This window comes from Variovorax sp. V15 (assembly GCF_041154425.1).
Taxonomy (GTDB): domain Bacteria; phylum Pseudomonadota; class Gammaproteobacteria; order Burkholderiales; family Burkholderiaceae_C; genus Variovorax; species Variovorax guangxiensis.
Map to the genome: position 1 here is coordinate 2,193,742 of NZ_AP028659.1, position 25,639 is coordinate 2,219,380.

Sequence of the window (25,639 nt, forward strand, 5' to 3'; positions counted from 1 at the left end):
GATTTTTAACGCTACAATCGTAGGCTCTGTGGTGGCTGTAGCTCAGCTGGTAGAGTCCCAGATTGTGATTCTGGTCGTCGTGGGTTCGAGTCCCATCAGCCACCCCAAAATATCTCCTTTGTGCTATTGCGCAATAGCACATTCAAAGGAACAAAAACGCCGGGTTTCTCCCGGCGTTGTCTTTTTCGGTCCCCGCATCTTCTGCGGTCCCTTCGCGCCGAAGCCTCTTTTTCTCTCTTGCCCAGCTATAGGCCGCTCACCGGCGCCCATCGCTTTATGTTGCGAGTTGTTGCACTAATGCAATGCGGCGCCGTTTTTTCACTCGTTAAGGCACTTGTGTCAAATGTAAACTGAATTAAAATCGCCCCGTTTTCAATTTCAGGAGTCCAAGAATGGCTTCGACCCTCGCCGATATCAATTCCCAGATCAAGAAGCACGACGAGCAGATTGCGCAATTGCGCAAGCAGGCCGAAGACCTGCGCAACCAGGAACGCGCCGGCGTGATCGAAGAGGTGCGCCGGAAGATCGCCGAATACGGTTTGACGGCCTCCGATCTGAAACTGACCGGCCGCGCTGCTGGTTCCGCCAAGCGCGGTGCAAGCGCCGCTCCGGCCAAGGCCGCTGCCAAATACCGCAGCCCGACCGGCGAAACCTGGTCTGGCGGCCGTGGCCGCAAGCCGCGCTGGGTGACCGAGGCGTTGGCTGCGGGCAAGTCTCTTTCCGATTACGAGATCAAGTAAGTGCCCCTGTTTTCGCTGGGCAGATGCCCAATAAAAAAGCCCGCTCATGCGGGCTTTTTTATTGGGGCGCAAGAAGCGCAGAAAGGCGGTGCGCTCAGTTCACCATCACCAGTTTTCCTTTGACGCCGCGCGAACCCATGTGGGCGTACGCGGCCTTCAATTCGGCCATCGGCATCGTGCTGTCGATCACCGGCTTGATCTTTCCCTGGCCGTACCACTGCGCCAATTCGGCCATCATCTGCGCATTGGCCTTGGGCTCGCGCTTGGCGAAATCGCCCCAGAACACGCCGACCAGCGAGGCGCCTTTCAGCAGCGTCAGATTCAATGGCAGAGACGGAATCGGGCCAGACGCAAAACCGACGACCAAATAACGGCCGCGCCATCCGATGGAGCGAAAGGCCGGCTCCGCAAAATCGCCGCCGACGGGGTCGTAAATGACATCCGGCCCTTTGCCGTCGGTCGCGGCCTTGATGGCATCGCGAAAACCGTTGGGCAGGGCGTGCGTCGTGTAGTTGATCGTTGCGTCGGCGCCGATGGAGCGGCAGAGCTCGCATTTCTCGTCGGTGGAGGCGGCAGCGATCACCTTGGCGCCGGCGGCCTTCGCGATCTGAATGGCCGCGGTGCCCACGCCGCCGGCAGCGCCGAGCACCAGCACGGTTTCGCCGGCCTTCAGTTGCGCCCGGTCCATCAGCGCATGCCAGGAGGTGGCGTAGATCATGATGAACGCGGCCGCGTCTACATGGCTGAAGCCCTCGGGCAGCGGCATGCACAGCGCCGCGGGTGCCAGAGTGTGGGTGGCGAAGCCACCCGTGCCGGAGAGGCACGCCACGTTCTGCCCGACCTTCAGGTGCGTGACGCCTTCGCCCACCGCCTGGATGATGCCCGCGTACTCGGAGCCAGGAACGAAGGGCAGCGGCGGCTTCATCTGGTACTTGTTCTGCACGATCAGCAGATCAGGAAAGTTCAGGCTCGCCGCCTTGATCTCGATGAGCACCTGGCCCGGGCCCGGCGTGGGGGTGGGCAGTTCCTTCCAGGTCAGCGCGTCGACGCCGACGGGGTTTTCGCAAAGCCATGCGTGCATGCCAGGGGTCTCCTTCAGACAGGTAATGTTGGGGCAATGACTGCGGGCATGATAGGGGTCGCGGCAGGGCGGGCTTGTCCCTGCTGCGACGCACCCGACGCCTACAATCCGGTGCATCCAGAAGCACCATGAAGATACTTATTTCCAATGACGACGGCTTCCAGGCGCCGGGCATCGTCGCTCTGCACGACGCGCTCAAGGACATCGCCGAAGTCGAGGTAGTCGCACCCGAACACAACAACAGCGCCAAGTCGAACGCGCTCACCCTGGCGGCGCCGCTCTATGTGCGCGAGGCGCACAACGGTTTCCGCTACGTGACGGGCACGCCGGCCGACTGCGTGCACATCGCGCTCAAGGGCCTGCTCGACTACCGGCCCGATCTGGTGGTATCCGGCATCAACAACGGCGCCAACATGGGCGACGACACCATCTATTCGGGCACCGTCGGCGCGGCGATGGAGGCCTACCTGTTCGGCATTCCCGCCATTGCCTTCTCGCAGATCGAGAAGGGCTGGGCCCACGTGGATGCGGCCGGCCAGGTGGCGCGGCGTCTGGTGCAACAGATCGAGCGCGAGCGCATGCACGAAGGTGGCGCCTTCCTGCTCAACGTGAACGTGCCGAACCTGCCGTTCGACGAACTGAAGCCCGTCAAGGTCTGCCGCCTCGGCAGGCGCCATGCGGCCGAGAAGGTGATCACGCAGGACAGCCCGCGCGGCGAGACGATGTACTGGATCGCCGGTGCCGGCGGCGCCAAGGACAGCGGCGAAGGCACCGACTTCCACGCCACCGCGGCCGGCCACATCGCGCTGACGCCGCTGCAGATCGACCTGACCGATCACGCCAACCTTGGCCAATGGCGCGAGACGGTGGCCCGTCTCGGCAACTGACATGGCCACCCAGCGGCCCGGTTTTCCTGTTCGCCTGACACCCACCGCCTCGGCCGCCACGCGCGGGCGCATGCCCGCCGCGCCGGTCAAGCCTGTGGTGCCGTCCACGCCTTCGATGGCGTCCGACGCCGTGCGGGCGCGCATGGTGCAGAAGCTCGCGGCGCAAGGCATTTCCGATGCGCGCGTGTTGCGCGCGATGGGCGCAGTGGAGCGCCACCGCTTCGTCGACAGCGCTCTGGTCAACCAGGCCTATGAGGACACCAGCCTGCCGATCGGACTGGGGCAGACCATTTCCAAGCCCAACGTGGTGGCTCGCATGATCGAACTGCTCATGGGCGCTCCTGCCCTGGCGGGAAAGCCCGAGGGCAAGCTCGGCAGGGTGCTCGAGATCGGCACTGGCTGCGGCTACCAGGCTGCAGTGCTGAATCATGTGGCGACCGAGGTCTACAGCATCGAGCGCCTGCGCGGTTTGCATGAGCGGGCGCGCGCCAACCTGCGGCCCTTCCGGCTCGCAACCGTCCACCTGATATTGGGCGACGGAATGATCGGCTACGCCAAGGGTGCGCCCTATGCCGGCATCATCGCCGCTGCAGGTGGCGAGGCCGTGCCCGAGGCGTGGATCGAGCAGCTGGCGGTGGGCGGCCGCATCGTGGCGCCAACGCATTCCGCGAAGGGTGGCCAGGCCCTTGTCGTCATCGACAAGACTCCCCGTGGACTGGAGCGCCTCGTTCTTGAGGCTGTTCACTTTGTCCCCCTAAAATCCGGTATCGCTTGAAGGAATAACAAATGCAGGGTTTTGGCAATCGGAGTTGGTTCGCTGGCGTCACGTTGGCCTTTGTGCTCGTGATCGCGGGCTGTTCCACACCTCGCGGGCCGGCACCAGTCGAAGACCGCGGCACCATGACGCGCGCTCCAGCCGCGACTGTGCCCGGCGGCCCACCGATCACCACCGACGCCAATGGCAGGCCGCTTGCCGGCATCGAGAACTACGGCAAGCCCGGCTACTACGCAGTGCGCCCCGGCGACACCATCCGCCGCATCGGCGCCGAGACCGGCCAGCGCTGGCAGGACATCGTCCGCTGGAACAATCTCGACAACCCCGATCTGATCGAAGTCGGCCAGGTGCTGCGTGTGATCCCGCCCACCGGCTCGGGTACTGCCGTCGCGGCCGCGCCCGCAACGCCTTCCGAAGGCGCGGTCACGAAGCCGGTGCCGCCGCAGCCCGTGGTGGTGCCGTCCACGCCGTCCAGCGGCGCGACCAAGCCGTCGGCTCCGGTCACGGCTTCACCGGCCAGCCCCGCCAGCGGCGGTTCGGGTGACGAAGACGTGGGCTGGATCTGGCCGGCGAGTGGTTCGTTGATCGCCGGTTTCGACGAAGCGAAGAACAAGGGCTACGACATCGCCGGCAAGGCGGGCGATCCGGTGCTTGCAGCCGCTGACGGGCGCGTTGTCTATGCGGGCGCGGGCCTGCGCGGCTATGGCAACCTGATCATCCTGAAGCACAACAACACCTACCTCACGGCCTACGCGCACAACCAGACGCTGCTCGTGAAGGAAGACCAGTCGGTTCAGAAGGGCCAGAAGATCGCCGAAATGGGCAACAGCGATGCCGATCGCGTGAAGCTGCATTTCGAGATCCGCCGCCAGGGCAAGCCCGTCGACCCCTCGCGCTACCTGCCCAGCCGGTGATGCCATGGCTGCCTCCCGCCCCCGCCGCACGCAGTTGCCTGTGCGCGGGTCGGCGGGCAGGGGCAGCATGCCTTCGGGCAACGGCCATCCCGAGCCTGCCGGCGAGAGTGCGCACGTTCCCGAAGACGACGTGGACGCGTCGGCTGCAGACGCTCCGCTGCCGACGAACAGCGCCATGGGCGCCGTGGGTGAGCTGGTCGGCGGCGAAGGCGCCGACGCGCTGACCATCTACCTGCGCCAGGTGCGCCGCACCGAGCTCTTCACGCCTGCCGAGGAATACCAGACCGCATGCGCCGCGCGTGCCGGTGACTTCGCCGCGCGGCAGTCGATGATCGAGCACAACCTGCGGCTTGTGGTCAACATCGCCAAGGCCTATCTGGGGCGAGGCGTGCCGCTGTCCGATCTCATCGAGGAGGGCAATCTGGGCCTGATGCACGCCATCACCAAGTTTGAGCCCGAGCGGGGCTTCCGCTTTTCGACTTATGCGACCTGGTGGATCCGCCAGTCGGTGGAGCGTGCGGTCATGACGCAGGCGCGCGCGATCCGCCTGCCGGTGCACGTGGTGCGCGAGCTGCAGCAGGTGCTGAAGGCCCGCCGCACGCTCGAAGGCGACGCCGAATTTCTCGTGCATCGGCCGGACGGCGTTCGGGTGGAAGACATCGCGGCGCTGTTGGGGCGCGATGTGCAGTCCGTGGCCGAGCTTCTGGCGCTGTCCGAAGCCCCGCGCTCGCTGGACGCTGGCGACGCTCGGGGAGACGAGGGGTTCACGCTGGCCGACACTGTGGCCTCCGAGGACGAGCAGGGCAGCCCGACCGACGTGGCGCACACACGCGAGGTGGAGCGCCTGCTCGACCAGTGGGTGCAGGCCCTCGACGCACGTGAGCGCGAAGTGCTGGAGGGCCGCTACGGCCTCCACGACCGCGAGCCCGAAACGCTGGAGGTGCTGAGCGTGCGCCTGGGACTCACGCGGGAGCGTGTGCGGCAGATCCAGAACGAGGCGCTGGCCAAGATGCGGCGCCAGCTCGCCCGCTCCGGCGTAGGGCGCGACGCGCTGTTCTAGGGATATCCGGCCACGCTGAGACAATCGGGGGATGACGGAATCCATCGAAGAAAAGAAAGTCCCCGCGAATCCAGGCGAAGAATGGCTGAAGGTCGAGTCCCTCGACCTCGATGCGCAGGGCGTGGCGCACAAGGCCGACGGCATGGTCGTGTTCATCGAAGGCGCGCTGCCGTTCGAGGAAGTGCGGTTCAACGTCCACCGCCGCAAGAACAACTGGGAACAGGGCACGGTCACTGCCATCCGCCGCGAATCGTCGCAGCGGGTGCGCCCGGGCTGCCCGCATTTCGGCCTGCATACGGGTGCCTGCGGCGGCTGCAAGATGCAGCACCTCGATGCAGCCGCCCAGGTGGCAGTGAAGCAGCGCGCGCTGGAGGACAACCTCTGGCACCTTGGCAAGGTCAAGCCCGAGAACCTGCTGCGGCCGCTCGAGGGGCCGGCCTGGCACTACCGCTATCGTGCGCGCCTGTCGGTGCGCCATGTGGTCAAGAAGGGCACGGTGCTGATCGGGTTCCACGAGCGCAAGAGCCGCTATCTGGCCGACATGCAGGTTTGCCCGGTGCTGCCGAAGCAGGTCAGCGAGATGCTGACGCCGTTGCGCGAGCTGATCGGCTCGATGGATGCGCGCGACACCTGCCCGCAGATCGAGCTGGCCTGCGGCGACGCGCCCGACTCCACGCGGCTTGGCACGATCGCCCTGGTGCTGCGTCACCTCGAGCCGCTCTCGCGCGCGGACATCGACCGGCTGAAGGCTTTTGCCGCGAAGAACGAAGGCGTCCAGTGGTGGCTGCAACCCAAGGGGCCGGACACCGTGAAGCTGCTGGAAGAGGGTGGCACGCCGCTGGCGTACCGGTTGCCGGAGTTCGGCGTGACGATGCCGTTCAAGCCCACCGATTTCACGCAGGTCAATCCGCACATCAACCGGGCGCTGGTGGGCAAGGCGTTGCGCCTGCTCGACGTTCAGCCTGACGAGCGCGTGATCGACTGGTTCTGCGGCCTCGGCAACTTCACCCTGCCGCTGGCCAGCAAGGCGCGCGAGGTGCTGGGTATCGAAGGCAGCGACACGCTGGTGGCGCGCGCGACCGACAACTTCAAGAGGAACCAGCCAGCCACGTCGGCTCGCCGCGAGTTGTCGCCTGCGACGTTCGTGGCGCGCAACCTGTTCGAAATGACGCCGGAGATGCTGGTGGCCGACGGCGGCGCCGACAAGTGGCTGGTCGATCCGCCGCGCGAAGGCGCATTCGCGCTGGCCAAGGCCATCGCCGATCTTCATCAGCAGCCCGAGCTGCGCACCGACGGCTGGACGCCGCCGAAGCGCATCGTGTACGTAAGCTGCAACCCGTCGACGCTCGCGCGCGATGCGGGGCTGCTGGTGCATCAGGCGGGCTATCGCTGCACCCATGCGGGAGTGGTAAACATGTTCCCGCACACGGCGCACGTGGAGTCGATAGCGGTTTTCGAGTTGGAATGAAAAAGGGCCCGGAGGGGCCCTTTTCGTTGGACGCGTGTGCGTCGCTCAGTCGCGCTCGCCGCCGAAGATGCCCAGTAGTGCCAGCAGGCTCTGGAACACATTGAACAGGTCGAGGTACAGGGCGAGCGTGGCGCTGATGTAGTTGGTTTCGCCGCCGTCCATGATCTGCTTCAGGTCATAGAGCATGTAGGCCGAGAAGATGCCGATGGCGGCAACCGAGATGACCAGCATGCCGGTGGTCGAGCCGACGAACACGTTGATGATCGCGCCGATCATCAGAACCATTGCGCCGACGAACAGGAACTTGCCCATGCCAGACAGGTCGCGCTTGATGACGGTGGCCAGCGAGGCCATCACGAAGAACACGCCAGCGGTGCCGCCGAATGCCGTCATGATGAGTTCGGACCCGTTCTTGAAGCCGAGCACCATCGCGATCAGGCGCGACAGCATCAGGCCCATGAAGAACGTGAATGCCAGCAGCACGGGCACGCCGGCCGCGGAGTTCTTGGTTTTCTCGATGGCGAACATGAAGCCGAAGGCACCGCCGAGGAAGACGATGAGGCCCAGGCCACCGGTGAGCGAGCGGGTGATGCCGGTGCTGACGCCGACCCAGGCGCCCAATACGGTGGGCAGCAGGCTCAGTGCGAGAAGCCAGTAGGTATTGCGCAGCACGCGCTGGCGCTCGGCCTGCGCCAATGGCTGGCCGTAGCCGGAAGAAGTGTCTAGGGTGGTAACGCGGTCGTTCATGGCCGGAGCTCCTGTGGTTGCTGCATGACGCAGTTGGGCGCATTCTAGGGGGCCGCAAGAGGGGGTACCGGAAAAACCGTATGCGGGGTGTTCCCAAGCCCTGAAGGCGCCCCTGGCGCCGTGGCCGTTATGCTCTCGGGTTTCACGCAAACTGAGCTCATCCATCATGAAGACCAAGTCATTCCTCGAACTCGCCGACGTCAAGACCATCGCCGCAGCGGCCGAAGCCGAGGCTCTCAAGAACAACTGGGCAGTGACCATCGCGATCTCGGACGACGCCGGCAACCTGCTCTGGCTGCAGCGCCTGGACGGCGCGGCGGCGCTGTCTTCGCACATCGCTCCCGCCAAGGCCCACACGGCAGCCATGGGGCGACGCGAAAGCAAGGTCTACGAGGACATCATCAACGGTGGCCGGACCGCGTTCCTGACGGCGCCTGAAGTACAGGGCCTGCTCGAAGGCGGCGTGCCGATCGTGAAGGACGGCCACGTGATCGGCGCAGTCGGCGTGAGCGGCGTGAAGTCGAATGAAGACGCGCAGATCGCCAAGGCCGGCATCGCGGCTCTGGGCCTCTGAGTTTTCTCCGCACAAAGCAAAACGCCGACTTCGAGGTCGGCGTTTTTGTTTGGGCTGCTTCAGCATGGAAAAAAAGCTTGGCTAGTCGGCGAACCGTTGGCTAGCAAAAAACGACCCTTCGGAGATGAATCTCCTTGAGTCGCCCCACGATGAAACTTGCGCGAAGGGCGGGCTGGATGACTTACTTGGTCAGGATCAGCTTGCCGAGTTTGGTGGCTTGCAGCCGATAGAGGGAGCCGTTGTGCATGATGCCGACGGTCTTGCTTCCTTTCAGAAGCTCCGTGCTTTCGAGCATCGGCACCGGACGCGTTGCCTGGATCGACGCATGGCCGCCACCCGACTGGTCGAGCGAAGGATGGTTCAGAACAGAAAAGGCATTCGGTGTGGCTGGCATCTGTAGTTCCCTTATCGAAGCGATGAGTGAATGATAATGATTCGCAAATAGAAGTCAATCGCCGCGATCAACTTTTTTTGCTTGCTCTCTTTCTTTCAGCTCACTTGGGGTCGGGTTCCGTGACAAAACCGATCTTGCGCACGCCGGCTTCGCGGGCTTCCGACATCGCCTTGGCCACTCGCTCATAGCGAACAGCCTTGTCGCCGCGAATGTGGAGCTCGGGCTGCGGCTCCTTGGCGGCTTCTGCGGCCAAGCGACCGGGCAACTCGCTGTCGTCGATCTTCTGCTCGTTCCAGTAGTAGGCGCCGTCGGCAGTCACGCTGAACAGGATGTTCTGCGGCTTGGGTTGTTCCGGCTCGCTGGTGGCGCGCGGCAGGTCGATGTTGACCGCGTGCTTCATCACCGGCACGGTGATGATGAAGATGATGAGCAGCACCAGCATGACGTCGACCAGCGGCGTCATGTTGATCTCGTTCATCACCTCATCGGGTTCGTCTTGTGTTCCGAAGGCCATGATGCTCAGCCCTTCTTGAGCGGAACCACGATGGCATCGCTGCCGCCGCTTTGCACACGCGCGCCGGTCACGAAGTAGGCGTGCAGGTCATGGGCGAAGGCGTTGAGCTTGGTCAGCACGAACTTGTTGCCGCGCACCAGCGCGTTGTAGCCCAGCACTGCCGGAATGGCGACGGCAAGGCCGAGGGCCGTCATGATCAGCGCTTCGCCGATCGGGCCGGCCACCTTGTCGATGGTCGCCTGGCCGGCCGAGCCGATGCTCATGAGCGCGTGGTAGATGCCCCAGACGGTGCCGAACAGCCCGATGAATGGAGCCGTGGAGCCGACCGAAGCCAGGATCGCCAGGCCGGTCTGCAGGCGGGCGGTGAAGGCGTCGATGCCGTTGCGCAGGGCGCGCGTGATCCAGTCGCTCACATCCAGCGCATCGTGCAGGTGGGCCTTGGTGTTGCGGTGGTGCGCGGCTGCCTCGCGGCCTTCGAGGGCGAGTGCGCGGAAGGGGTTGCTGTCGTCCTTGCCCAGCTTGTTCAGGGCGGTGGCGAAGTCTTCGCTGTGCCAGAAGTCCTGCGAGTGCTTGGCGAGACGCTTGTAACGGATGACGTCGAGCGCCTTGACGATGATGACGATCCACGACGCGAGCGACATGCCGATCAGCAGCACTGCCACGGCCTTCGTGACGAAATCGCCCTGATTCCAGACGTTCATCAAGCCGAATTGAGAATCCATGCGTACTACTCCAAAAAATTACTGGGAAAGATTGAACCGGATGGGCGCCTTCAGCATGTAGACCGTGGCCTCGTTGGCCCCCGGTTGCTTGAATGGCGTCACTTGCGAAGACATCAACGCTTCGCGCGCGGCCTGGTCGAGCCGCTCGTAACCGCTGGACTTGAAGATTTCCGCCCGCTTGGGAATGCCCGCGCTGTTGAAATACACCGCGATGACCACGACGCCGGATTCGCCCAGGCGCCTACTCATTGCAGGGAACACGACGCGCGGTTCGCGCACGTATTGCGTCTGGCCTTCGCTGATCTCGACCAGCTTGGGCGCCGGCGGTGCGGGGGGCGGCGCCGGCGGCGGCTCCGGAGCGGGTGGCGGAATGGGTGCTGGAGGCGGAGGCGGCTCGACGCTGCCCGTGGGGGCGTTCGGCGCAGGCGTCGGTTTGGGCTCCCGGATCGCCTGGGGCCGCGGAGGCGGCGGCACCTTGGCCACCTTTTTCTCCGGCGGAGGAGGCGGGGGCGGTGGTGGCGGCGCCGGCTTGGGCGGTTCGACGAGCTGGCTGATGATCTCCACGGGGATCACCACTTCGGCGGCACGGCGCAGCAACCCGCTCTGGAGCGCCCAGAGCGCAGCGGCGTGAAACAGGACGACCCCGCCGGCAATGACGACATTGCGCGAAAGGCCGAAGAGGGAAGGAGGGGGGGCGAAGCGGTCAGACACGATCAACCATTCGAATGCGGGCACCCCCAAAGGTGCCCCGATTGCAGCAAAACCGCTACGAAGACGCCACAGGCGCTACTTGCGAAAGATCCACCAGACCGAGCCTGCGACGAAGATCAGGCTGCCGCCGAGTGCCGAGACGAGTTCCATGCTTTGCTTTCCTTGATGGAGTTGGCAAGCTGGATCGCTCTCGGACCCGATTCGCAATTCAATGCGGCAACCGGGTGCGAAGCGCTGCACTGCGCGACGATATCGCGCGCGCAACCTTCACATTGGCCACATTGGGTGGCGACGCCAAGCTCGAATTGCACTTCGTCGAAAGTCATCCCGGCGCGCACATGGCGTGCGATTTCGCGGTCGGAGACTCGGCGGCAGACACAAACGATCATGGCGGTGAAAGCGGCAGTTGGCTGGCTGTTGGATGTGGGCGATTATAAATAAGAATCCATCGCATTCACAATAACTATGTGTTACTGATTCATGCAACAACCAGGCCGCTTGGAGTCAGACTTCAGACCAGAGCCGCAGCAGGTTGTGGTAATGCCCTGTCAGCGCCACGGTTTCCTCGCATTCACCGAGGCGTGCACGAAGCTTCTGGATGTTCTGGTCGAGCTCGAAAAGCATCCCGCGCTGCTGATCGCTGCGGACCATGCTCTGCAGCCAGAAGAAGGAGCAGATCCGCGCACCGCGAGTCACCGGATGCACCCGGTGAAGGCTGCTCGCCGGATAAAGGATGAGGTCTCCCGCCGGAAGCTTCACCTCGTGCGAACCGTAAGTGTCGATCACCTCCAGCTCTCCGCCCTCGTAGTCTTCCGGATCGCACAGGAAGAGGGTGCAAGACAGGTCGGTGCGCAATTGCTGCCCGGTGCCAGGCAAGGCTCGCACCGCGCCGTCGACATGGACGCCGTAGTGCTCGCCTCCCTCGTAGCGATTGAAAAGCGGCGGCACGAAACGCGATGGAAGAGCGGCCGAGAAGAAGAGCGGGTTCCGCGCCAGTGCCGCCAACACGATGCTGCCCAACTCCTTGCCCACAGGAGAATGCTCCGGCAGCTGGCGGTTGCGCTTGACCTGCGCCCCTTGCGCCCCCACCGTTTCGCGTCCATCGGTCCATTGCGCGGCGTCGAGTGCGGCGCGCATCTCGCGCGCCTGCTCGGGGCTCAGCACTTCGGGCACATGCAGCATCATTTTCAGGAACTCCGCAATGAGAAAAGCCCCGGCGCGGGCCGGGGCTCGAGTGTCGCACCGCACCGGGTTGGCCCGGTGCACGCGAGAAGGACCGTCAGAACGCGAAGTTCGCGGTGATCTTGGCCGATCGGGGGATGCCCGGCGTGTAGCGGTAGCCGCTCTTGTTGATGGCCGCCACGTAGTCCTTGTTGAACAGGTTGTACACGTTCAGCTGGATGTCGATGTTCTTGTTGATGCGATAGGAAGCCATCGCGTCGAACACCCAGTACGAGTCGACATACGCTGGCGTGCCCACCGCGCCGTCGGTGCCGCGCTGCAGCTTGCCGTTGTAGCGCGCGCCGCCGCCCAGCGTGAGGCCGAACGGGAACTGGTAGGTGGTCCAGAGCGTGAAAGCCTTCTTCGGCGTGTAGGCGAGCGCAGTCGAGCCGTCCGCCAGCACCGAGGGGCCGCTCAGCACACGGGTGTTCATGGTGGTGAAGCCCGAACTCACGCCCCAGTTGTCGGTCAGCGCGCCCGACACACCGAGTTCCACGCCCTGCACGCGCTTCTTGCCGGTCTGGAAGTACTGCTGCGTGACGGAGTCCTGCACGACCTCGTTGCTCACGTCGGTGCGATACAGCGCCGCCGTCAGGGCCACGCGCTTGTTCAGTACGTCCCACTTGGTGCCGAGTTCGTAGGTCTTGGCCTTCTGCGGAAGGAAGTCGGTGCGCCCGGCGCTGTTGCCGGTGCCGCCGGCGGCCAGCTGGAAGTTGGCGCCGCCCGGGGGCTGCGCGGCGGTACCGTAGGCCGCGTAGACGCTGCTGTTCTCCGTCGGCTTGTAGACCAGGCCGATCTTGCCGGAGAGCAGGTTGTCCGACAGCTTCAGGTTGGTCGGCGTGATCGTCGAGGTCTGCGGGCCGTTGCCGGTGCGCGCCAGCGTCAGGGCAGTGGCGTTGTAGGTGGTCGAGTAGTGGTCGTAGCGCAGGCCGGCGGTCAGCTGCCATTGCTCGTTGAACTTCAGCGTGTCGAAGGCGTACAGGCCGATGGTGTCGGTGCTGCCGTCCGAGCCGGTGCCGTTGGCGATGCGGTTGTAGCCGGCAACGTACGGGTTCGGGTTGTACAGGTTGGCGGCGGGCCAGGAGCCGGCGGCTGCCAGCGTGGTGCCCACGCTGGCGAAGCCCTGCGTGTAGAAGTTGTTGGCCGTCTGCTTCTCGCGGATGAATTCGAGGCCGCCGTTGAACGAGTGGCTGATGCTGCCCGTGTTGAACTTGGCCGACACGCTCGTCTGGTTGGTGAAGATCGTGTTTTCCTGGTCCTTGTTGGTGGGCAGGTTGCGCGTGATCGTCCAGCTTGCCGGGATCGTCGGGATGACGGTGTTGATGAAGCCGGAATTCACGGCGGGCAGGGTGCCGACGCCGTTCGTCGAGGTCAGTCCGCCGCCCATGAACGACGTCAGCATGTAGTCCTGCGACGTCTTGCCGTAGCGCGTGGTGTTGCGGATGGTGATGTCGGGCGTGAGGTCGTGCTCGATGCGCGCGGTGAACATGTCGGCCGTCACGTTGTCGAAGTCCGAGCTGGTGCCGTAGAAGTTGCTCGAATCGACGCGCGGTGCGTAGTTCAGGTAGGTGCGGCGGGCCAGGCCGCGGGTGATCGCGGTGGCGTCGGGCGTGGTGTAGCCCGGCAGGCCGATGGTGGGCACGCCGCCGTCGGGAACGTTGTTCTGCTTGACGTGCAGGTAGTCGAGGAAGATCCGCGTCGGGCTGTTCAGGCCGAGGGCGAGAGAAGGCGCGATCGCCCAGCGCTTGTTCTTGACGAAGTCGCGGCCGGCCACGCCGCCGTCTTCGCTCACTGCATTGAGGCGGAAAGCCGCTCCGATGCCGTTGGCACCGCTCAGCGACTTGTTCCAGTCGACGCTGCCGCGCTTGAAGTCGGCGCTGCCGAAGCTCAGCGAGCCCAGGAAGCTGTCTTCCATCGACGGCTTCTTGGTGACGAGGTTGATGTAGCCGGTCGGCGAGGTGCGGCCCACGTCGGTGCCCGACGGACCCTTCACGACCTCGACCTGGTCGATGTTGAAGATGTCGCGCGAGACCGAGCCCAGGTCGCGGATGCCGTCGACGAAGATCGCGCTGGAGCTGTCGAAGCCGCGCATGAAGACAGCGTCGCCGGTGTTGGTGTTGCCGTTCTCGCCGAGGAAGAAAGTGCCCACGCCGGGGGTGTTGCGAAGCGCCTCGGTCAGCGTGGTCGCGCCCTGGTCGCGAATGATCTGTTCCTTGATGACCTGGATGGTCTGGGGCGTGTTCACGAGAGGAGCGGTGAACTTGGGGTTGGCCGAGTTGTCGGCCTTGTAGTCGGTGACTGCGGAGTCCTGCACGCGCACTTCAGGCAGCGCCCCACCCGATTGGGCCAGGGCGCCGGGAGCCGCAATGGCCATCAGCGTTGCGGCGGCGGCGCCAGAAAGATGTGGAACGGCACGCGCAACAGGGTGTTTGCGGCTCTTGATGTAGGCCATGAAGTTTTCTCCGAAAAGGGCGGGCGTCAGGACTCGACTGGCGGTGTCCGCACGACCTGGATTCCTTGGAGAAACACGAGGGAGGACTGGCTGGGTGAGTCGATTTGCGAATGTTCGCAAATCGCTGCGAATGATATTGGTTCTCAATATTAAAATTGACACCCGAGCGAAACTAAGCCGAAAGTTGTGTCAATTTCGTTGCGGCCCAACAACGCGAGCGAAGCAGTTGGCCTTCTTCAGTAGACGTCTCGCCGATAGCGGCCGCTGGCCGCGAGTTCGATGAGCTGCGCCTCACCCGCGATCTGGCGCAACGCCGCATCCACGCCCGAGGCCATTCCTTGAAGGCTGCCGCAGACGTAGATGGCGGCGCCATCGCGCAGCCACTGCAGCACGGTGTCCGCCGACTGCAGCAGCCGGTGCTGCACGTAGAAGCGATCGGCCTGGTCGCGCGAGAACACCATGTCCAGGCGCTTCAGCGTTCCGTTGGCCTGCCATGCCTCGATTTCATCGCGATAGAGGAAGTCGTGCGCCACCTGGCGCTCCCCGAACACCAGCCAGTTGTCGTGCCTGCCCATGGCTGCACACGTGCGAAGGTGCGCGCGCAACCCGGCGATGCCTGTGCCGTTGCCGATGAGAATCAGCGGCCGTGCTTCGTTGCCGTCGAGGCGGAAGCTTCGATGCTCCCGCACGCGCAGCGCAACCGTGTCGCCGATGCCCAGGGTGGACGTGAGCAGTCCCGAGGCCGCGCCGAGCGTGCCGTCCGGATGCCGCTCCTGCCGCACGAGCAACTGCAATTCGCCATCGGCATGCACCGAGGCGATGGAGTAGTCGCGCGGGCGTTTCGGGTCGCCCGCGACGACCACCTGCGCAAGATCGCCCGAGGCCCAGTACGGCAGCGGTCCGCCGGCCTGAGGCACCAGCCCGAGATGGAAGACCGGCCAGCCCGCGCTGCCCGGGTTGAGATGCTCGCGCGAGACGAGCCGCCACGGAGCGAAACCCGCGCCTTCGACGTCGCCTGCGGATGCGGGCGGGTCTCCCCAATGCGCATGCCATGCGGCCAGCGCGGCCGGGTCGCTATTGTCGACCTCGATGCGATCGAATTCGCGCCTGGCGCCCGCGACCTGCAGCCACTCGTCGAGCGCACGACCGAAGCCGCAGAAGTTGGCGTACTGGCGGTCGCCGAGCGCCAGTACGGCGTAGCTCAGCGAAGACAGTGCCGGCGATGAATTCATCACCCGTTCGACGAACACGCTGGCGCCGTCCGGCGCATCGCCTTCGCCATAGGTGCTCGCGATGAAGAGCGCGCGCGGGGCGGCTGCCAGCGTCGATGCATCGAGCGCGTTCAGCTCCATCGCGCGCGCCGGCGTATTCGCTGCACTCAGCTGCCGAGCGGTCTGCCACGCGATGGCTTCGGCCTGGCCGGTCTGGCTGGCGAACAGCACGAGAACAGGCGCTGCGCCGCTGCCTGCCGATAACGCCGCCGAGTCGCGCGCAGCTTCGGCCTTGCGGCTGCGCTCGCGCAGGTAGATCGACGCACAGAGCGCTGCATACGCCGCGACGGTGGAAACCGCGCCCAGTGCGCGCCAGGCGAAGTCGTTCATGCAGCGGCCGCTGCGGGCCAGGCACGCGTGGTCTTCGCCTCTGGCGCCGGATCGCCGTGGCTCACGAATAGCGCGGCGATCTCGTGCCGCTGCGCGAAGTCGAATCCTTCTTCCGGCCCGAGCACCGTCAGCACGGTGGCGAGCGCATCGGCCTGCATGCACTCCGCGTGAAGCACGGTGACGCTGGCCAGCGGGTGCGCGACCGGCTCTCCCGTTCGCGGATCGATGGTGTGCGACCAGTGGCGCCCCTCGTGCGAGCGCCGATGCCACCGGTCGCCCGAGGTGGCGATGGCCATGTCCGCGAGCGCCACGCGGCGCGCGCCGGAAGGATCGCCATCGACGAGCACTTGCCAGGGCTGTCCTCCAGGGCGTTTGCCAATGCCCCGCAGTTCTCCGCCGATTTCGAGAAGCGCGTCGGCGATATCCAGTGTGCGCAGGGCTTCGATGCCGTGGTCCACCGCGAACCCTTTCGCGATGCCCGAGAGATCGAGCGTTGCGCCCCCGGGCTGCAGGAGCGAGCCTTCCGCCTCGTCGAACGCCAGCCGGGACCAGCCGACGCGCCCGCGCGCCTCGACCAGCGCGGCCTCGCCGGGCAGGCCCGCCTGTTCCGCTTCCGGCCCGAAGCCCCAGCACGCGACCAGCGGACCCACGCTCGGGTCGATCGCGCCGCCGCTTGCCGCTGCCCACCGGAAAGCACATCGCATGACCGCGGCGAACTCCGGCGGCAGCACATGGCGTGACCCGGCCTGCGCGCGGTTGAACCGGCTGATGTCCGAGTCCGGCTCCCAGTGGCTCATTTGCGCGATCACGCGGCCGAGCGCTGACTCCACGGCCTCCCTTACCTGCGCCAGCGGCAGCATTCGCGGATTGTCGAAGCGCAGCGACCAGGTGGTGCCCATGGTCTCGTCGCCCAGTTGCTGGAGCGTCGCGGGATCGGCGGGGCGTGGAACGGCCGCGTTGGCGTAGCCGCCAGCGCGCCAGGTGCTGAACGAAAGGCCCAAGGGAGAAGCTCGCTCTATCGCAGCCTCAGGGCATCACTTCGAGCGTGGCCGCGTAGCTCAGGCGGCGCTCCTTGGCCTGCGGCACCGTGGTCTTGTTGTCCTTGGTGCTGGCGTCGAGCCAGTACATGCCGGCGGTCGGCCAGGTCACGCTGAACTGGCCCTTGTCGTCGGTCTTGAGCTTGATTTCCTCGAGCTTGTCGCGGTACTGCGTGTTGCCCGCGGTCACCGTCACCTCTAGCCCCTTGGCGGGCTGCCCATCGAGGTTCAGCGTGAAGGTGGCTTTCTCGCCCTTGACCAGATCGGTCGGGCTGCCGTCGGCGATCAGCTCCAGGCCCTGGGCGACCGGCTTGAGCGCGGAAGGCTTGCCGACGGTCACGAAGGTCTCGATGCGGCCCGACGACTGGGTGACGCTCACGTCCTGCGCATCGGCCGGAATTTCCTTGCCGATGGTCTCGGCCGTGCCGCGCGTGCGCTTGGTCTGGCCCGTGGCCTTGTCCTTCCAGCTCGCGAAAGCTCCGGCGTTGATCACGGCGATGCGGTAGGTGCCAGCCTGCGCGACGCTCACGTCGAACACGTTGCGCAACTTGAGCTTGGCTTCGGTCTCCGGCTTGACGGTGCTGCCGTCGGGCGCTGTGATCTGCAGGCCGTCGAGGCGCAGCGGCGCGTGGTTGGCGACGAACAGGTCGTTGGACACGGCGGCATCGACCGTCACGGTGTCGGCCTTGGAGAATACGGTGGACGATGGCAGCAGCCAGGCGTTGTGCGCCTGGGCGAGCGATGCGGCACCCAAGAGGGCGATGGCGAGGGAGGCGAGGCGCAGGTTGAAGCAGGTCATGGCGGTTCCTTTTGTGATGCGGCGGGCTGGTCGTTGGAGGACAGAAGAGATCAAGGCTTGAGTTCGAGCCTGATCTCGCCGAGTTCTTCCTTGCCCGTGGCGGTCGGTTGCGCCGCTGCCGTCGGGGGCCACTGGAAGGGAATGCTCACGACTTCGCGGCCGCCGACTTCGCGCGCGGCCTCCACCACGAGCTTGTACGCGCCGGGTGCGAGCCTTGGCATGGGCGCCGTGCCTTCGGTGAAGCTCAACTGGTGCTTGCCGGCAGGCTTGGTCGCGCCCGTAACGCCATCGACCGGCACCGAGAGCTCGCGGCCGCCGCGTCGCCACCACTGGCGCATGTCCTTCAGCCACTTGGTGCCTTCGCCCTCCGGGTTGTTGGTTTTGGTGCGGACGTCGTACCACACGGCCAGCGTGCCGGCGACGGTGTTGTCCGCGCGCTCGATCCAGGTTGCCACGTAGGGACGGTGGTACTCGGAGACGTTCAGCCGTGGGATCTCGATATTGACGGCCAGCCCCGACGCGAAGGCCGGAGCCGCGAACAGCGCCGACATGGCCAGCGGCGCGAGTGAGTAGCGAACGTGCACGGGAAACCTCTTTCCTGGATCTGGATGAATTGATGAACGAAATCAGTGAATGAACAGCAGCGCGAGCAGCACGGGCACCACCAGCCCCATGCCGACCATCGGCCAGGTGAACGGCCGGTTGCCCGCATGCATCTTGAGAATGAAGAGGCCGGTGACCGAGAAGACCAGGGCCGCGCCCGCGAAGATGTCGATGAACCAGCTCCACGCGGCGCCGGTGTTGCGGCCTTTGTGGAGATCGTTGAAGTAGGAAAGCCAGCCGCGATCGGTGCGCTCGTACTCGATCTCGCCGTCGGACAGGCTCAGGCGCAGCCATGCGTCGCCGCCGGGGCGGGGGAGCGACAGGTAGATTTCGTCGTCGGACCACTCGGCCTCGCGGCTGGCGGTGGAGATGTCCCAGTGCTTCTGCACCCAGGCCTGGAGTTCAGGGGGCAGGGGAGCCTTGCCCTTGAGGGCCTTGGCGGCGGGCAGCTGCTTTTCGAGCTGGGCGCGCAGCGCCTCGTCGATCGAGCCGTTCAGCCGGGTGACGACCGGCTTGGCCTCGATCTGGCTGGCGTGGTTGAGGGTGAATCCCGTCACGCTGAACAGGATCATGCCGATGAGGCAGATGGCCGAGCTCACCCAATGCCATTCGTGCAGGGTCTTGAGCCAATAGGCACGGCGGCGGTTGTCGGGGCGGATCGCAGTCATCGAAGGCGCGGATTCTATCCGTGCGAATGAGAATGACTGTTATTCGTGGCGGGTTAAGTTACGTAAAGCAATAAAAAACGGGACCGAAGTCCCGTTTTGCTGGCGGCAGCGAAGGCGGCCTTATTCGAGTTCGCCCATCTGCGACTGCAGATAGTTCTGCAGGCCGACCTTGTCGATCAGGTCGATCTGGGTTTCGAGGAAGTCGATGTGCTCCTCGGTATCGTCCAGGATCTCCTGGAGCAGGTCGCGCGAGACATAGTCGCGCACCGATTCGCAATGCGCGATGCCGTCCTTGATGGTGGCCTGCGCGCCGGTCTCGGCTCCGAGGTCGCAGCGCAGCAGTTCGGGCACGTCTTCGCCGATGTTCAGCTTGCCCAGGTCCTGCAGGTTCGGCAGGCCGTCGAGCATGAAGATGCGGTCCATGAGCTTGTCGGCATGCTTCATCTCGCCGATCGATTCCTCGTATTCCTTCTTCGCCAGCTTGTCCAGGCCCCAGTGCTTGAGCATGCGGTAGTGCAGGAAGTACTGGTTGATCGCGGTCAGCTCGTTCTTGAGCTGAGCCTGCAGGTGTTCGATGACTTTTGCGTCGCCCTTCATGGCTCTTTCCTTGTTCTGAAAGCGGTGATTGTCAGAGGCGGAAAGGAGCGCTTGCAAGCAATCCCATGCTGCGCCGGTCTGCATGCGTGTGATGGTGATACACGTTCGTATTGATGGTGTGTCAGGCGTATTTCGCAGTCATCGAAAACATAGCGAGTCCCAATACTTTTAATAGGTGATAACTATGAATATTGGAGGATTGGTAGTTATACTCATGGCTCGCCCTTATCTTTGTTCATCCGCAGCATCCAAGGAATCAACATGTCCCTGATCAATACCCAAGTTCAGCCCTTCAAGACCCAGGCCTACCTCAACGGCAAGTTCATCGAAGTTTCCGACGAGTCGCTCAAGGGCAAGTGGTCCGTGCTGATCTTCATGCCGGCGGCCTTCACCTTCAACTGCCCGACCGAAGTCGAGGACGCGGCCGACAACTACGCCGAGTTCCAGAAACTGGGCGCCGAGGTCTATATCGTGACCACCGACACGCACTTCTCGCACAAGGTCTGGCACGACACCTCGCCGGCCGTCGGCAAGGCCAAGTTCCCGCTGGTCGGCGACCCGACCCATGTGCTGACCAACGCCTTCGGCGTGCACATCCCCGAAGAAGGCCTGGCGCTGCGCGGCACCTTCGTGATCAACCCCGAAGGCATCATCAAGACCGCCGAAGTGCACTCCAACGAAATCGCCCGCGACGTGAAGGAAACGCTGCGCAAGCTGAAGGCAGCGGTCTACACCGCCGCCCACCCGAACGAAGTCTGCCCGGCCAAGTGGAATGAAGGCGACAAGACGATCGCCCCGTCGCTGGACCTCGTCGGCAAGATCTGAGCGTCACCCGCGCGAAAGCCCGGGCGCTCATAGGCCCCCGGGCTTTTTCAGCCCCATTTGATAGTTTTACGTTATCGAAAGAGAGTCCCTCATGCTCGACGCAAACACCAAAGCCCAATTGAAGAGTTACCTTGAGCGCGCCACGCAGCCGATCGAGATCGTCGCCTCGCTCGACGACAGCAAGGCCTCGGGCGAGATGCTGTCGCTGCTGAAGGACGTTGCCGAATCGTCCCCGCTGGTCAGGCTGACCGAAAGTCGCGACGACAACCACCGCAAGCCCTCGTTCTCGGTCAACCGCCCGAGCGAAAACCACGGCCCGCGCTTTGCCGGCCTGCCGATGGGCCATGAATTCACCTCGCTGATCCTCGCCCTGCTGCAGATCGGCGGCTATCCCCCGAAGGTCGAGCAAGCCGTGCTCGACCAGATCAAGGCGCTCGACGGCGACTTCGAGTTCGAGGTCTACGTCTCGCTGACCTGCCACAACTGCCCCGACGTGGTCCAGGCGCTGAACCTGATGGCGGTGCAGAACCCGCGCATCCGCACCACGATGATCGAGGGCGGCACCTTCCAGGAGGAGGTGAAGGAGCGCCAGATCATGGCTGTGCCGACCGTGTTCCTCAACGGCACCGAGTTCGGCCAGGGCCGCATGAGCCTTGAAGAAATCCTCGCCAAGATCGACACCAGCGGCGTCGAGCGCGAAGCCAAGAAGATCGACGGCAAGGATCCGTTCGACGTGCTGATCGTCGGCGGCGGCCCCGCCGGCGCGGCAGCGGCCGTGTACGCGGCGCGCAAGGGCATCCGCACCGGCGTGGCCTCCGAGCGCTTCGGCGGCCAGGTGCTCGACACCATGGGCATCGAGAACTTCATCTCGATCAAGGAAACCGAGGGACCGAAGTTCGCTCACGCGCTCGAGGAGCATGTGCGCGACTATGACGTCGACATCATGAATCTGCAGCGCGCCAAGGCGCTCGTGCCGGGCGACGGCCTGATCGAAGTGCAGCTCGAGAGCGGCGCCTCGCTCAAGAGCAAGTCGGTCATCATTTCGACCGGCGCGCGCTGGCGCAACATCAACGTGCCCGGCGAGCACGAGTTCAAGAACAAGGGCGTGGCCTATTGCCCGCACTGTGACGGCCCGCTCTTCAAGGGCAAGCGCGTGGCGGTGATCGGCGGCGGCAACTCGGGTGTCGAGGCGGCCATCGACCTCGCCGGCATCGTCGGCCATGTCACGCTGATCGAGTTCGACACGCAGCTGCGCGCCGACGCGGTGCTGCAGCGCAAGCTCAAGAGCCTGAAGAACGTCGACGTGTTCACCAACGCGCAGACCACCGAGATCACCGGCGACCAGAAGGTCAACGGCCTGATCTACAAGGACCGCGCGACGGGCGAGTCGAAGAAGGTCGAGCTCGAGGGGGTGTTCATCCAGATCGGCCTCGTGCCCAACACCGACTGGCTCAAGGGCACGGTCGAGCTGTCGAAGCACGGCGAGATCATCGTCGACGCGCGCGGCCAGACCTCGGTGCCGGGCGTGTTCGCGGCGGGCGATGCGACGACCGTGCCGTTCAAGCAGATCATCATCGCGGCCGGCGACGGTGCGAAGGCTGCGCTGGGTGCGTTCGACCATCTGATCCGCACGTCGGCTCCTGCGTAAGCTGACATCGACTGAGCAAAACGCAAAAAAAGCGCCCCGGCGGGGCGCTTTTTGCTATTCAGAAGATAGCACTCAGTAGATCAGCCGCTCCGGCCGCAGCTCCTGCAGGATCGTGGTGGCGATCTCCTCGATCGACTTGGTGGTGGTCGAGAGCCAGCGGATGCCCGCGCGCCGCATCATGGCCTCGGCCTCGGCCACCTCGTGGCGGCAGTTCTCGATGCTGGCGTAGCGCGAATTCGGACGGCGCTCGTTGCGGATCTCGCTGAGCCGATCTGGCTGGATGGTCAGGCCGAAGATCTTCTTGCGATGCGGGATGAGCGCCGGCGGCAGCTGACGGCGGTCGAAATCTTCCGGGATCAGCGGGTAGTTGGCCGCCTTCAGGCCGTGCTGCATCGCGAGATAGAGCGAGGTCGGCGTCTTGCCGCTGCGGCTCACGCCCACCAGGATCACGTCGGCGCCTTCCAGGTCGCGGTTGCTCTGGCCGTCGTCGTGCTGCAGGCTGAAGTCGATCGCGGCGATGCGGTCGTTGTATTCCTTGCTCTTGCTGACGTCGCTGAAGCGGCCGATGCGGTGGTTCGACTTCGCGGCCAGCTCGATTTCCAGGGGGCGCACGAAGGTGCCGAACATGTCCAGCAGCATGCCCTTGCAGCCGGTCTCGATCACCTCCAGCACGTCCATGTTGGCCAGCGTCGTGAAGACGATGGGCCTGACGCCCTCTATCTCGGCAGTGTGGTTTATCTGCCGCACCGCCTGGTGGGCCTTGTCGACCGTGTCCGTGAAGGGCAGCCGGACGTGGCGCGGTTTCATCTCGAACTGGGCGAGGACGGCGTTGCCGAAGGTCTCGGCGGTGATGCCGGTACCGTCGGAAATGAAGAAAACGGTGCGTGAAGGAATAGTCATGCGGCCTTGTCCTGCGGCGCGGACCACCTTGCCCCGCCTACAATGAGGGCCATTATCGGGAATCCGCCTTCCCAGCCCAATTCTCTCCATGCACACCGCGCCCGCACCCAAAGCAACGAGAACGATCGTGCTGCGCCGTCTGCATGCGGCACCGGTTTCAACTTCTGGAGCTTTCCCATGTCTGCACTTTTCGACGCGACCGCCCTGGTCGTACCGTTTGAAAACCTGAGAATGACCGACGTCGAGGCGGTTGGCGGCAAGAACGCCAGCCTCGGCGAAATGATCTCGCAGCTGCCACAGGGTGTGCGAGTGCCTACCGGTTTCGCGACCACGGCGCACGCATTCCGCCAGTTCCTGGCCCACGACGGCCTTGCCGACAAGATCAGCAAGCGCCTGGCCGCCCTGAACGTCGACGACGTACGCGCGCTGGCCGCCGCCGGCGCCGAGATCCGCGGCATGGTCGAGGCCCAGCCGTTCCCGGCCGACCTGCAGAAGGCCATCACCGAAGCCTTCGCCACGCTGAGCGCCGGCAACCCGGCCGCCTCGTTCGCCGTGCGCTCGTCCGCCACCGCCGAAGACCTGCCCGACGCCTCCTTCGCGGGCCAGCAGGAAACCTTCCTGAACGTGATCGGCATCGACGACGTGCTGCACAAGATGAAGGAGGTGTTCGCCTCCCTCTACAACGACCGCGCCATCAGCTACCGCGTGCACAAGGGCTTCGAGCACGACGTGGTCGCGCTGTCGGCCGGCGTGCAGCGCATGGTGCGCTCCGACCTGGGCGCCGCCGGCGTGATGTTCACCATCGATACCGAATCGGGCTTCGAGGACGTGGTCTTCATCACCTCCAGCTACGGCCTGGGCGAGACGGTGGTGCAGGGCGCCGTGAATCCCGACGAGTTCTACGTGCACAAGCCGACCCTGAAGGCCGGCAAGAAGGCCGTGATCCGCCGCAACCTCGGCTCCAAGCTGATCCAGATGGAGTTCGCCACGCCCGAGGAGAAGAAGGCCACCGGCAAGCTGGTCAAGACCACCGACGTGAAGGCCGAGCAGCGCAACCGCTACTCGCTGACCGACACCGAGGTCGAGCAGCTCGCCAAGTACGCCCTGGTGATCGAGGAACACTACGGCCGCCCGATGGACATCGAGTGGGGCAAGGACGGCACCGACGGCCAGCTCTACATCCTGCAGGCGCGTCCCGAGACGGTGAAGAGCCAGCAGCAGGGCAAGGCCGAGCAGCGCTACAAGCTGCTGGGCAGGGGCGCCGTGCTGGCCGAAGGCCGCGCCATCGGCCAGAAGATCGGCACCGGCCCCGTGCGGCTGGTGCACAGCATCAGCGAGATGGACCAGGTGCAGGCCGGCGACGTGCTCGTCACCGACATGACCGACCCCAACTGGGAGCCGGTGATGAAGCGCGCCTCCGCGATCGTCACCAACCGCGGCGGGCGCACCTGCCACGCGGCCATCATCGCGCGCGAGCTGGGCATTCCGGCCGTGGTCGGCTGCGGCGACGCCACCGACCTGCTCAAGGACGGCACGCTGGTCACCGTGAGCTGCGCCGAGGGCGACACCGGCTTCATCTACGACGGCCTGCTCGAGACCGAGGTGACCGAGGTGCAGCGCGGGGTGATGCCCGAGATCGACATCCAGCTGATGATGAACGTGGGCAACCCCCAGCTCGCCTTCGACTTCGCGCAGCTGCCGAACCACGGCGTGGGCCTGGCGCGGCTGGAGTTCATCATCAACAACAACATCGGCGTGCACCCGAAGGCGATCCTCGACTACCCGAACGTCGACAACGACCTGAAGAAGGCCGTCGAGTCGGTGGCCCGCGGCCACGCCTCGCCGCGCGCCTTCTACGTCGACAAGGTCGCAGAGGGCATCGCGACCATCGCCGCGGCCTTCTGGCCGAAGAAGGTGATCGTGCGCCTGTCGGACTTCAAGTCGAACGAGTACCGCAAGCTGATCGGCGGCAGCCGCTACGAGCCCGAGGAAGAGAACCCGATGCTGGGTTTCCGCGGCGCCGCGCGCTACCTGAGCGCCGACTTCGGCGAGGCCTTCGCCATGGAGTGCGAGGCGCTCAAGCGCGTGCGCAACGACATGGGCCTGACCAACGTGCAGATCATGGTGCCCTTCGTGCGCACCCTCGGCCAGGCCGAGCGCGTGACCGGTCTGCTGGCCGAGCATGGCCTGAAGCGCGGCGACAACGAGCTCAAGCTGATCATGATGTGCGAGGTGCCGAGCAACGCCGTGCTGGCCGACGAGTTCCTGGCGTACTTCGACGGCTTCTCGATCGGCTCGAACGACCTGACCCAACTCACCCTGGGCCTGGACCGCGACTCGGGCCTGGAGCTGCTGGCCGCCGACTTCGACGAGCGCGACCCGGCCGTCAAGGCCATGCTGAGCCGTGCCATCAAGGCCTGCAAGTCGCAGGGCAAGTACGTCGGCATCTGCGGCCAGGGCCCCAGCGACCACCCCGACTTCGCGTTGTGGCTGGCGGAGCAGGGCATCGAATCGATCTCGCTGAATCCCGACAGCGTGATCGACACCTGGCAGCAGCTCGCCAAGCGCTGAGCCGGGCGAAGCCGAAGCTCTGGATTGCGGAAATCCCCATGGGGGGATTCCCGCGACCCGGGCCGGTGATTGAAACAAATTGCGTATTTGATGCCAGACTGGCGGGACTCACGGGCGTATCCCGGAAGGG

26 protein-coding genes and 1 tRNA gene are annotated in these 25,639 nt (G+C 64.9%); 11 read left to right on the plus strand and 16 right to left on the minus strand.

Annotated elements, in window-relative coordinates; translation table 11 throughout:
• The first annotated feature begins 31 nt into the window (after positions 1-31).
• Positions 32-107, plus strand: a tRNA-His gene (locus tag ACAM57_RS10325).
• A 285-nt stretch (positions 108-392) separates the two neighbouring features.
• Positions 393-740, plus strand: a complete 348-nt coding sequence (locus ACAM57_RS10330; RefSeq protein WP_126024944.1) for an H-NS family nucleoid-associated regulatory protein — start codon at positions 393-395, stop codon at positions 738-740.
• A 94-nt stretch (positions 741-834) separates the two neighbouring features.
• Here ACAM57_RS10330 and ACAM57_RS10335 read toward each other — a convergent pair whose 3' ends face one another.
• Positions 835-1,821, minus strand: coding sequence for an NADPH:quinone oxidoreductase family protein (locus ACAM57_RS10335; protein ID WP_369662419.1), 987 nt, complete (start codon positions 1,819-1,821; stop codon positions 835-837).
• A 128-nt stretch (positions 1,822-1,949) separates the two neighbouring features.
• Here ACAM57_RS10335 and surE point away from each other — a divergent pair, with 128 nt between their 5' ends.
• The 5 genes from surE to rlmD are packed head-to-tail and all read left to right on the plus strand — an operon-like array spanning position 1,950 to position 6,925.
• A complete protein-coding gene (gene surE, locus ACAM57_RS10340; RefSeq protein WP_126024945.1) occupies positions 1,950-2,708 on the plus strand; it encodes a 5'/3'-nucleotidase SurE in 759 nt (252 codons plus the stop codon).
• A 1-nt stretch (position 2,709) separates the two neighbouring features.
• Complete coding sequence (locus tag ACAM57_RS10345) at positions 2,710-3,483, plus strand: protein-L-isoaspartate(D-aspartate) O-methyltransferase (RefSeq protein WP_369661578.1); 774 nt, start codon at positions 2,710-2,712, stop codon at positions 3,481-3,483.
• 11 nt (positions 3,484-3,494) lie between these two features.
• Positions 3,495-4,397, plus strand: coding sequence for a peptidoglycan DD-metalloendopeptidase family protein (locus tag ACAM57_RS10350; protein ID WP_369661579.1), 903 nt, complete (start codon positions 3,495-3,497; stop codon positions 4,395-4,397).
• Positions 4,398-4,401: 4 nt separating this feature from the next.
• Positions 4,402-5,457: a sigma-70 family RNA polymerase sigma factor gene (locus ACAM57_RS10355; protein ID WP_369661580.1), complete on the plus strand. Its 1,056-nt coding sequence runs from the start codon at positions 4,402-4,404 to the stop codon at positions 5,455-5,457.
• Between the two features lie 31 nt (positions 5,458-5,488).
• A complete protein-coding gene (gene rlmD, locus ACAM57_RS10360) occupies positions 5,489-6,925 on the plus strand; it encodes a 23S rRNA (uracil(1939)-C(5))-methyltransferase RlmD (protein ID WP_369661581.1) in 1,437 nt (478 codons plus the stop codon).
• 45 nt (positions 6,926-6,970) lie between these two features.
• Here the strand turns inward: rlmD and ACAM57_RS10365 are convergent, their stop codons facing one another.
• Positions 6,971-7,672: a Bax inhibitor-1/YccA family protein gene (locus ACAM57_RS10365; protein WP_126025899.1), complete on the minus strand. Its 702-nt coding sequence runs from the start codon at positions 7,670-7,672 to the stop codon at positions 6,971-6,973.
• 166 nt (positions 7,673-7,838) lie between these two features.
• Between ACAM57_RS10365 and ACAM57_RS10370 the strand changes: the two genes are divergently transcribed.
• Positions 7,839-8,246 (plus strand): heme-binding protein, encoded by a 408-nt coding sequence (locus ACAM57_RS10370; protein ID WP_081268676.1) that lies wholly within the window; start codon positions 7,839-7,841, stop codon positions 8,244-8,246.
• Between the two features lie 181 nt (positions 8,247-8,427).
• Here ACAM57_RS10370 and hemP read toward each other — a convergent pair whose 3' ends face one another.
• The 13 genes from hemP to bfr all read right to left on the minus strand — a co-directional run bounded on the left by hemP (position 8,428) and on the right by bfr (position 19,565).
• Entirely contained in the window at positions 8,428-8,640 is a 213-nt protein-coding gene (hemP, locus tag ACAM57_RS10375) for a hemin uptake protein HemP (protein ID WP_019655899.1), read from the minus strand.
• Positions 8,641-8,740: 100 nt separating this feature from the next.
• Positions 8,741-9,154: a biopolymer transporter ExbD gene (locus ACAM57_RS10380; protein ID WP_126025898.1), complete on the minus strand. Its 414-nt coding sequence runs from the start codon at positions 9,152-9,154 to the stop codon at positions 8,741-8,743.
• A 5-nt stretch (positions 9,155-9,159) separates the two neighbouring features.
• Positions 9,160-9,876 (minus strand): MotA/TolQ/ExbB proton channel family protein, encoded by a 717-nt coding sequence (locus ACAM57_RS10385; protein WP_126025897.1) that lies wholly within the window; start codon positions 9,874-9,876, stop codon positions 9,160-9,162.
• An 18-nt stretch (positions 9,877-9,894) separates the two neighbouring features.
• Positions 9,895-10,587: an energy transducer TonB gene (locus ACAM57_RS10390; protein ID WP_311737056.1), complete on the minus strand. Its 693-nt coding sequence runs from the start codon at positions 10,585-10,587 to the stop codon at positions 9,895-9,897.
• Positions 10,588-10,703: 116 nt separating this feature from the next.
• Positions 10,704-10,976 (minus strand): bacterioferritin-associated ferredoxin, encoded by a 273-nt coding sequence (locus ACAM57_RS10395; RefSeq protein ID WP_126025895.1) that lies wholly within the window; start codon positions 10,974-10,976, stop codon positions 10,704-10,706.
• A 115-nt stretch (positions 10,977-11,091) separates the two neighbouring features.
• Complete coding sequence (locus ACAM57_RS10400) at positions 11,092-11,772, minus strand: Fe2+-dependent dioxygenase (RefSeq protein ID WP_184641349.1); 681 nt, start codon at positions 11,770-11,772, stop codon at positions 11,092-11,094.
• A gap of 94 nt (positions 11,773-11,866) precedes the next feature.
• A complete protein-coding gene (locus ACAM57_RS10405; protein WP_369661582.1) occupies positions 11,867-14,260 on the minus strand; it encodes a catecholate siderophore receptor Fiu in 2,394 nt (797 codons plus the stop codon).
• A 236-nt stretch (positions 14,261-14,496) separates the two neighbouring features.
• Complete coding sequence (locus ACAM57_RS10410; RefSeq protein ID WP_369661583.1) at positions 14,497-15,861, minus strand: sulfite reductase subunit alpha; 1,365 nt, start codon at positions 15,859-15,861, stop codon at positions 14,497-14,499.
• Positions 15,858-16,862, minus strand: coding sequence for an FAD:protein FMN transferase (locus ACAM57_RS10415; protein ID WP_369661584.1), 1,005 nt, complete (start codon positions 16,860-16,862; stop codon positions 15,858-15,860). Before ACAM57_RS10415 ends, ACAM57_RS10410 begins: the two co-directional genes overlap by 4 nt.
• Before the next feature lie 25 nt (positions 16,863-16,887).
• Positions 16,888-17,697, minus strand: coding sequence for a DUF4198 domain-containing protein (locus ACAM57_RS10420; RefSeq protein ID WP_369661585.1), 810 nt, complete (start codon positions 17,695-17,697; stop codon positions 16,888-16,890).
• Between the two features lie 50 nt (positions 17,698-17,747).
• A complete protein-coding gene (locus tag ACAM57_RS10425) occupies positions 17,748-18,248 on the minus strand; it encodes a DUF2271 domain-containing protein (protein WP_221297725.1) in 501 nt (166 codons plus the stop codon).
• Between the two features lie 75 nt (positions 18,249-18,323).
• Entirely contained in the window at positions 18,324-18,968 is a 645-nt protein-coding gene (locus tag ACAM57_RS10430) for a PepSY-associated TM helix domain-containing protein (protein WP_369661586.1), read from the minus strand.
• Between the two features lie 120 nt (positions 18,969-19,088).
• A complete protein-coding gene (bfr, locus tag ACAM57_RS10435) occupies positions 19,089-19,565 on the minus strand; it encodes a bacterioferritin (RefSeq protein ID WP_126025887.1) in 477 nt (158 codons plus the stop codon).
• Positions 19,566-19,826: 261 nt separating this feature from the next.
• On the opposite strand from bfr, the gene ahpC reads away from it, so the two are divergent.
• Positions 19,827-20,390, plus strand: coding sequence for an alkyl hydroperoxide reductase subunit C (gene ahpC / locus ACAM57_RS10440; RefSeq protein ID WP_126025886.1), 564 nt, complete (start codon positions 19,827-19,829; stop codon positions 20,388-20,390).
• 91 nt (positions 20,391-20,481) lie between these two features.
• The gene (gene ahpF / locus ACAM57_RS10445) at positions 20,482-22,038 is read left to right on the plus strand and encodes an alkyl hydroperoxide reductase subunit F (RefSeq protein ID WP_369661587.1); all 1,557 of its coding nucleotides are present in this window, start codon (positions 20,482-20,484) and stop codon (positions 22,036-22,038) included.
• Between the two features lie 72 nt (positions 22,039-22,110).
• Here the strand turns inward: ahpF and ACAM57_RS10450 are convergent, their stop codons facing one another.
• Positions 22,111-22,932 carry a pyruvate, water dikinase regulatory protein gene (locus ACAM57_RS10450; RefSeq protein WP_369662420.1) on the minus strand — a complete coding sequence of 274 codons (822 nt, stop codon included), beginning with the start codon at positions 22,930-22,932 and terminating at the stop codon, positions 22,111-22,113.
• Positions 22,933-23,115: 183 nt separating this feature from the next.
• Between ACAM57_RS10450 and ppsA the strand changes: the two genes are divergently transcribed.
• Positions 23,116-25,509 (plus strand): phosphoenolpyruvate synthase, encoded by a 2,394-nt coding sequence (gene ppsA / locus ACAM57_RS10455; RefSeq protein WP_369661588.1) that lies wholly within the window; start codon positions 23,116-23,118, stop codon positions 25,507-25,509.
• Positions 25,510-25,639: the final 130 nt, after the last annotated feature.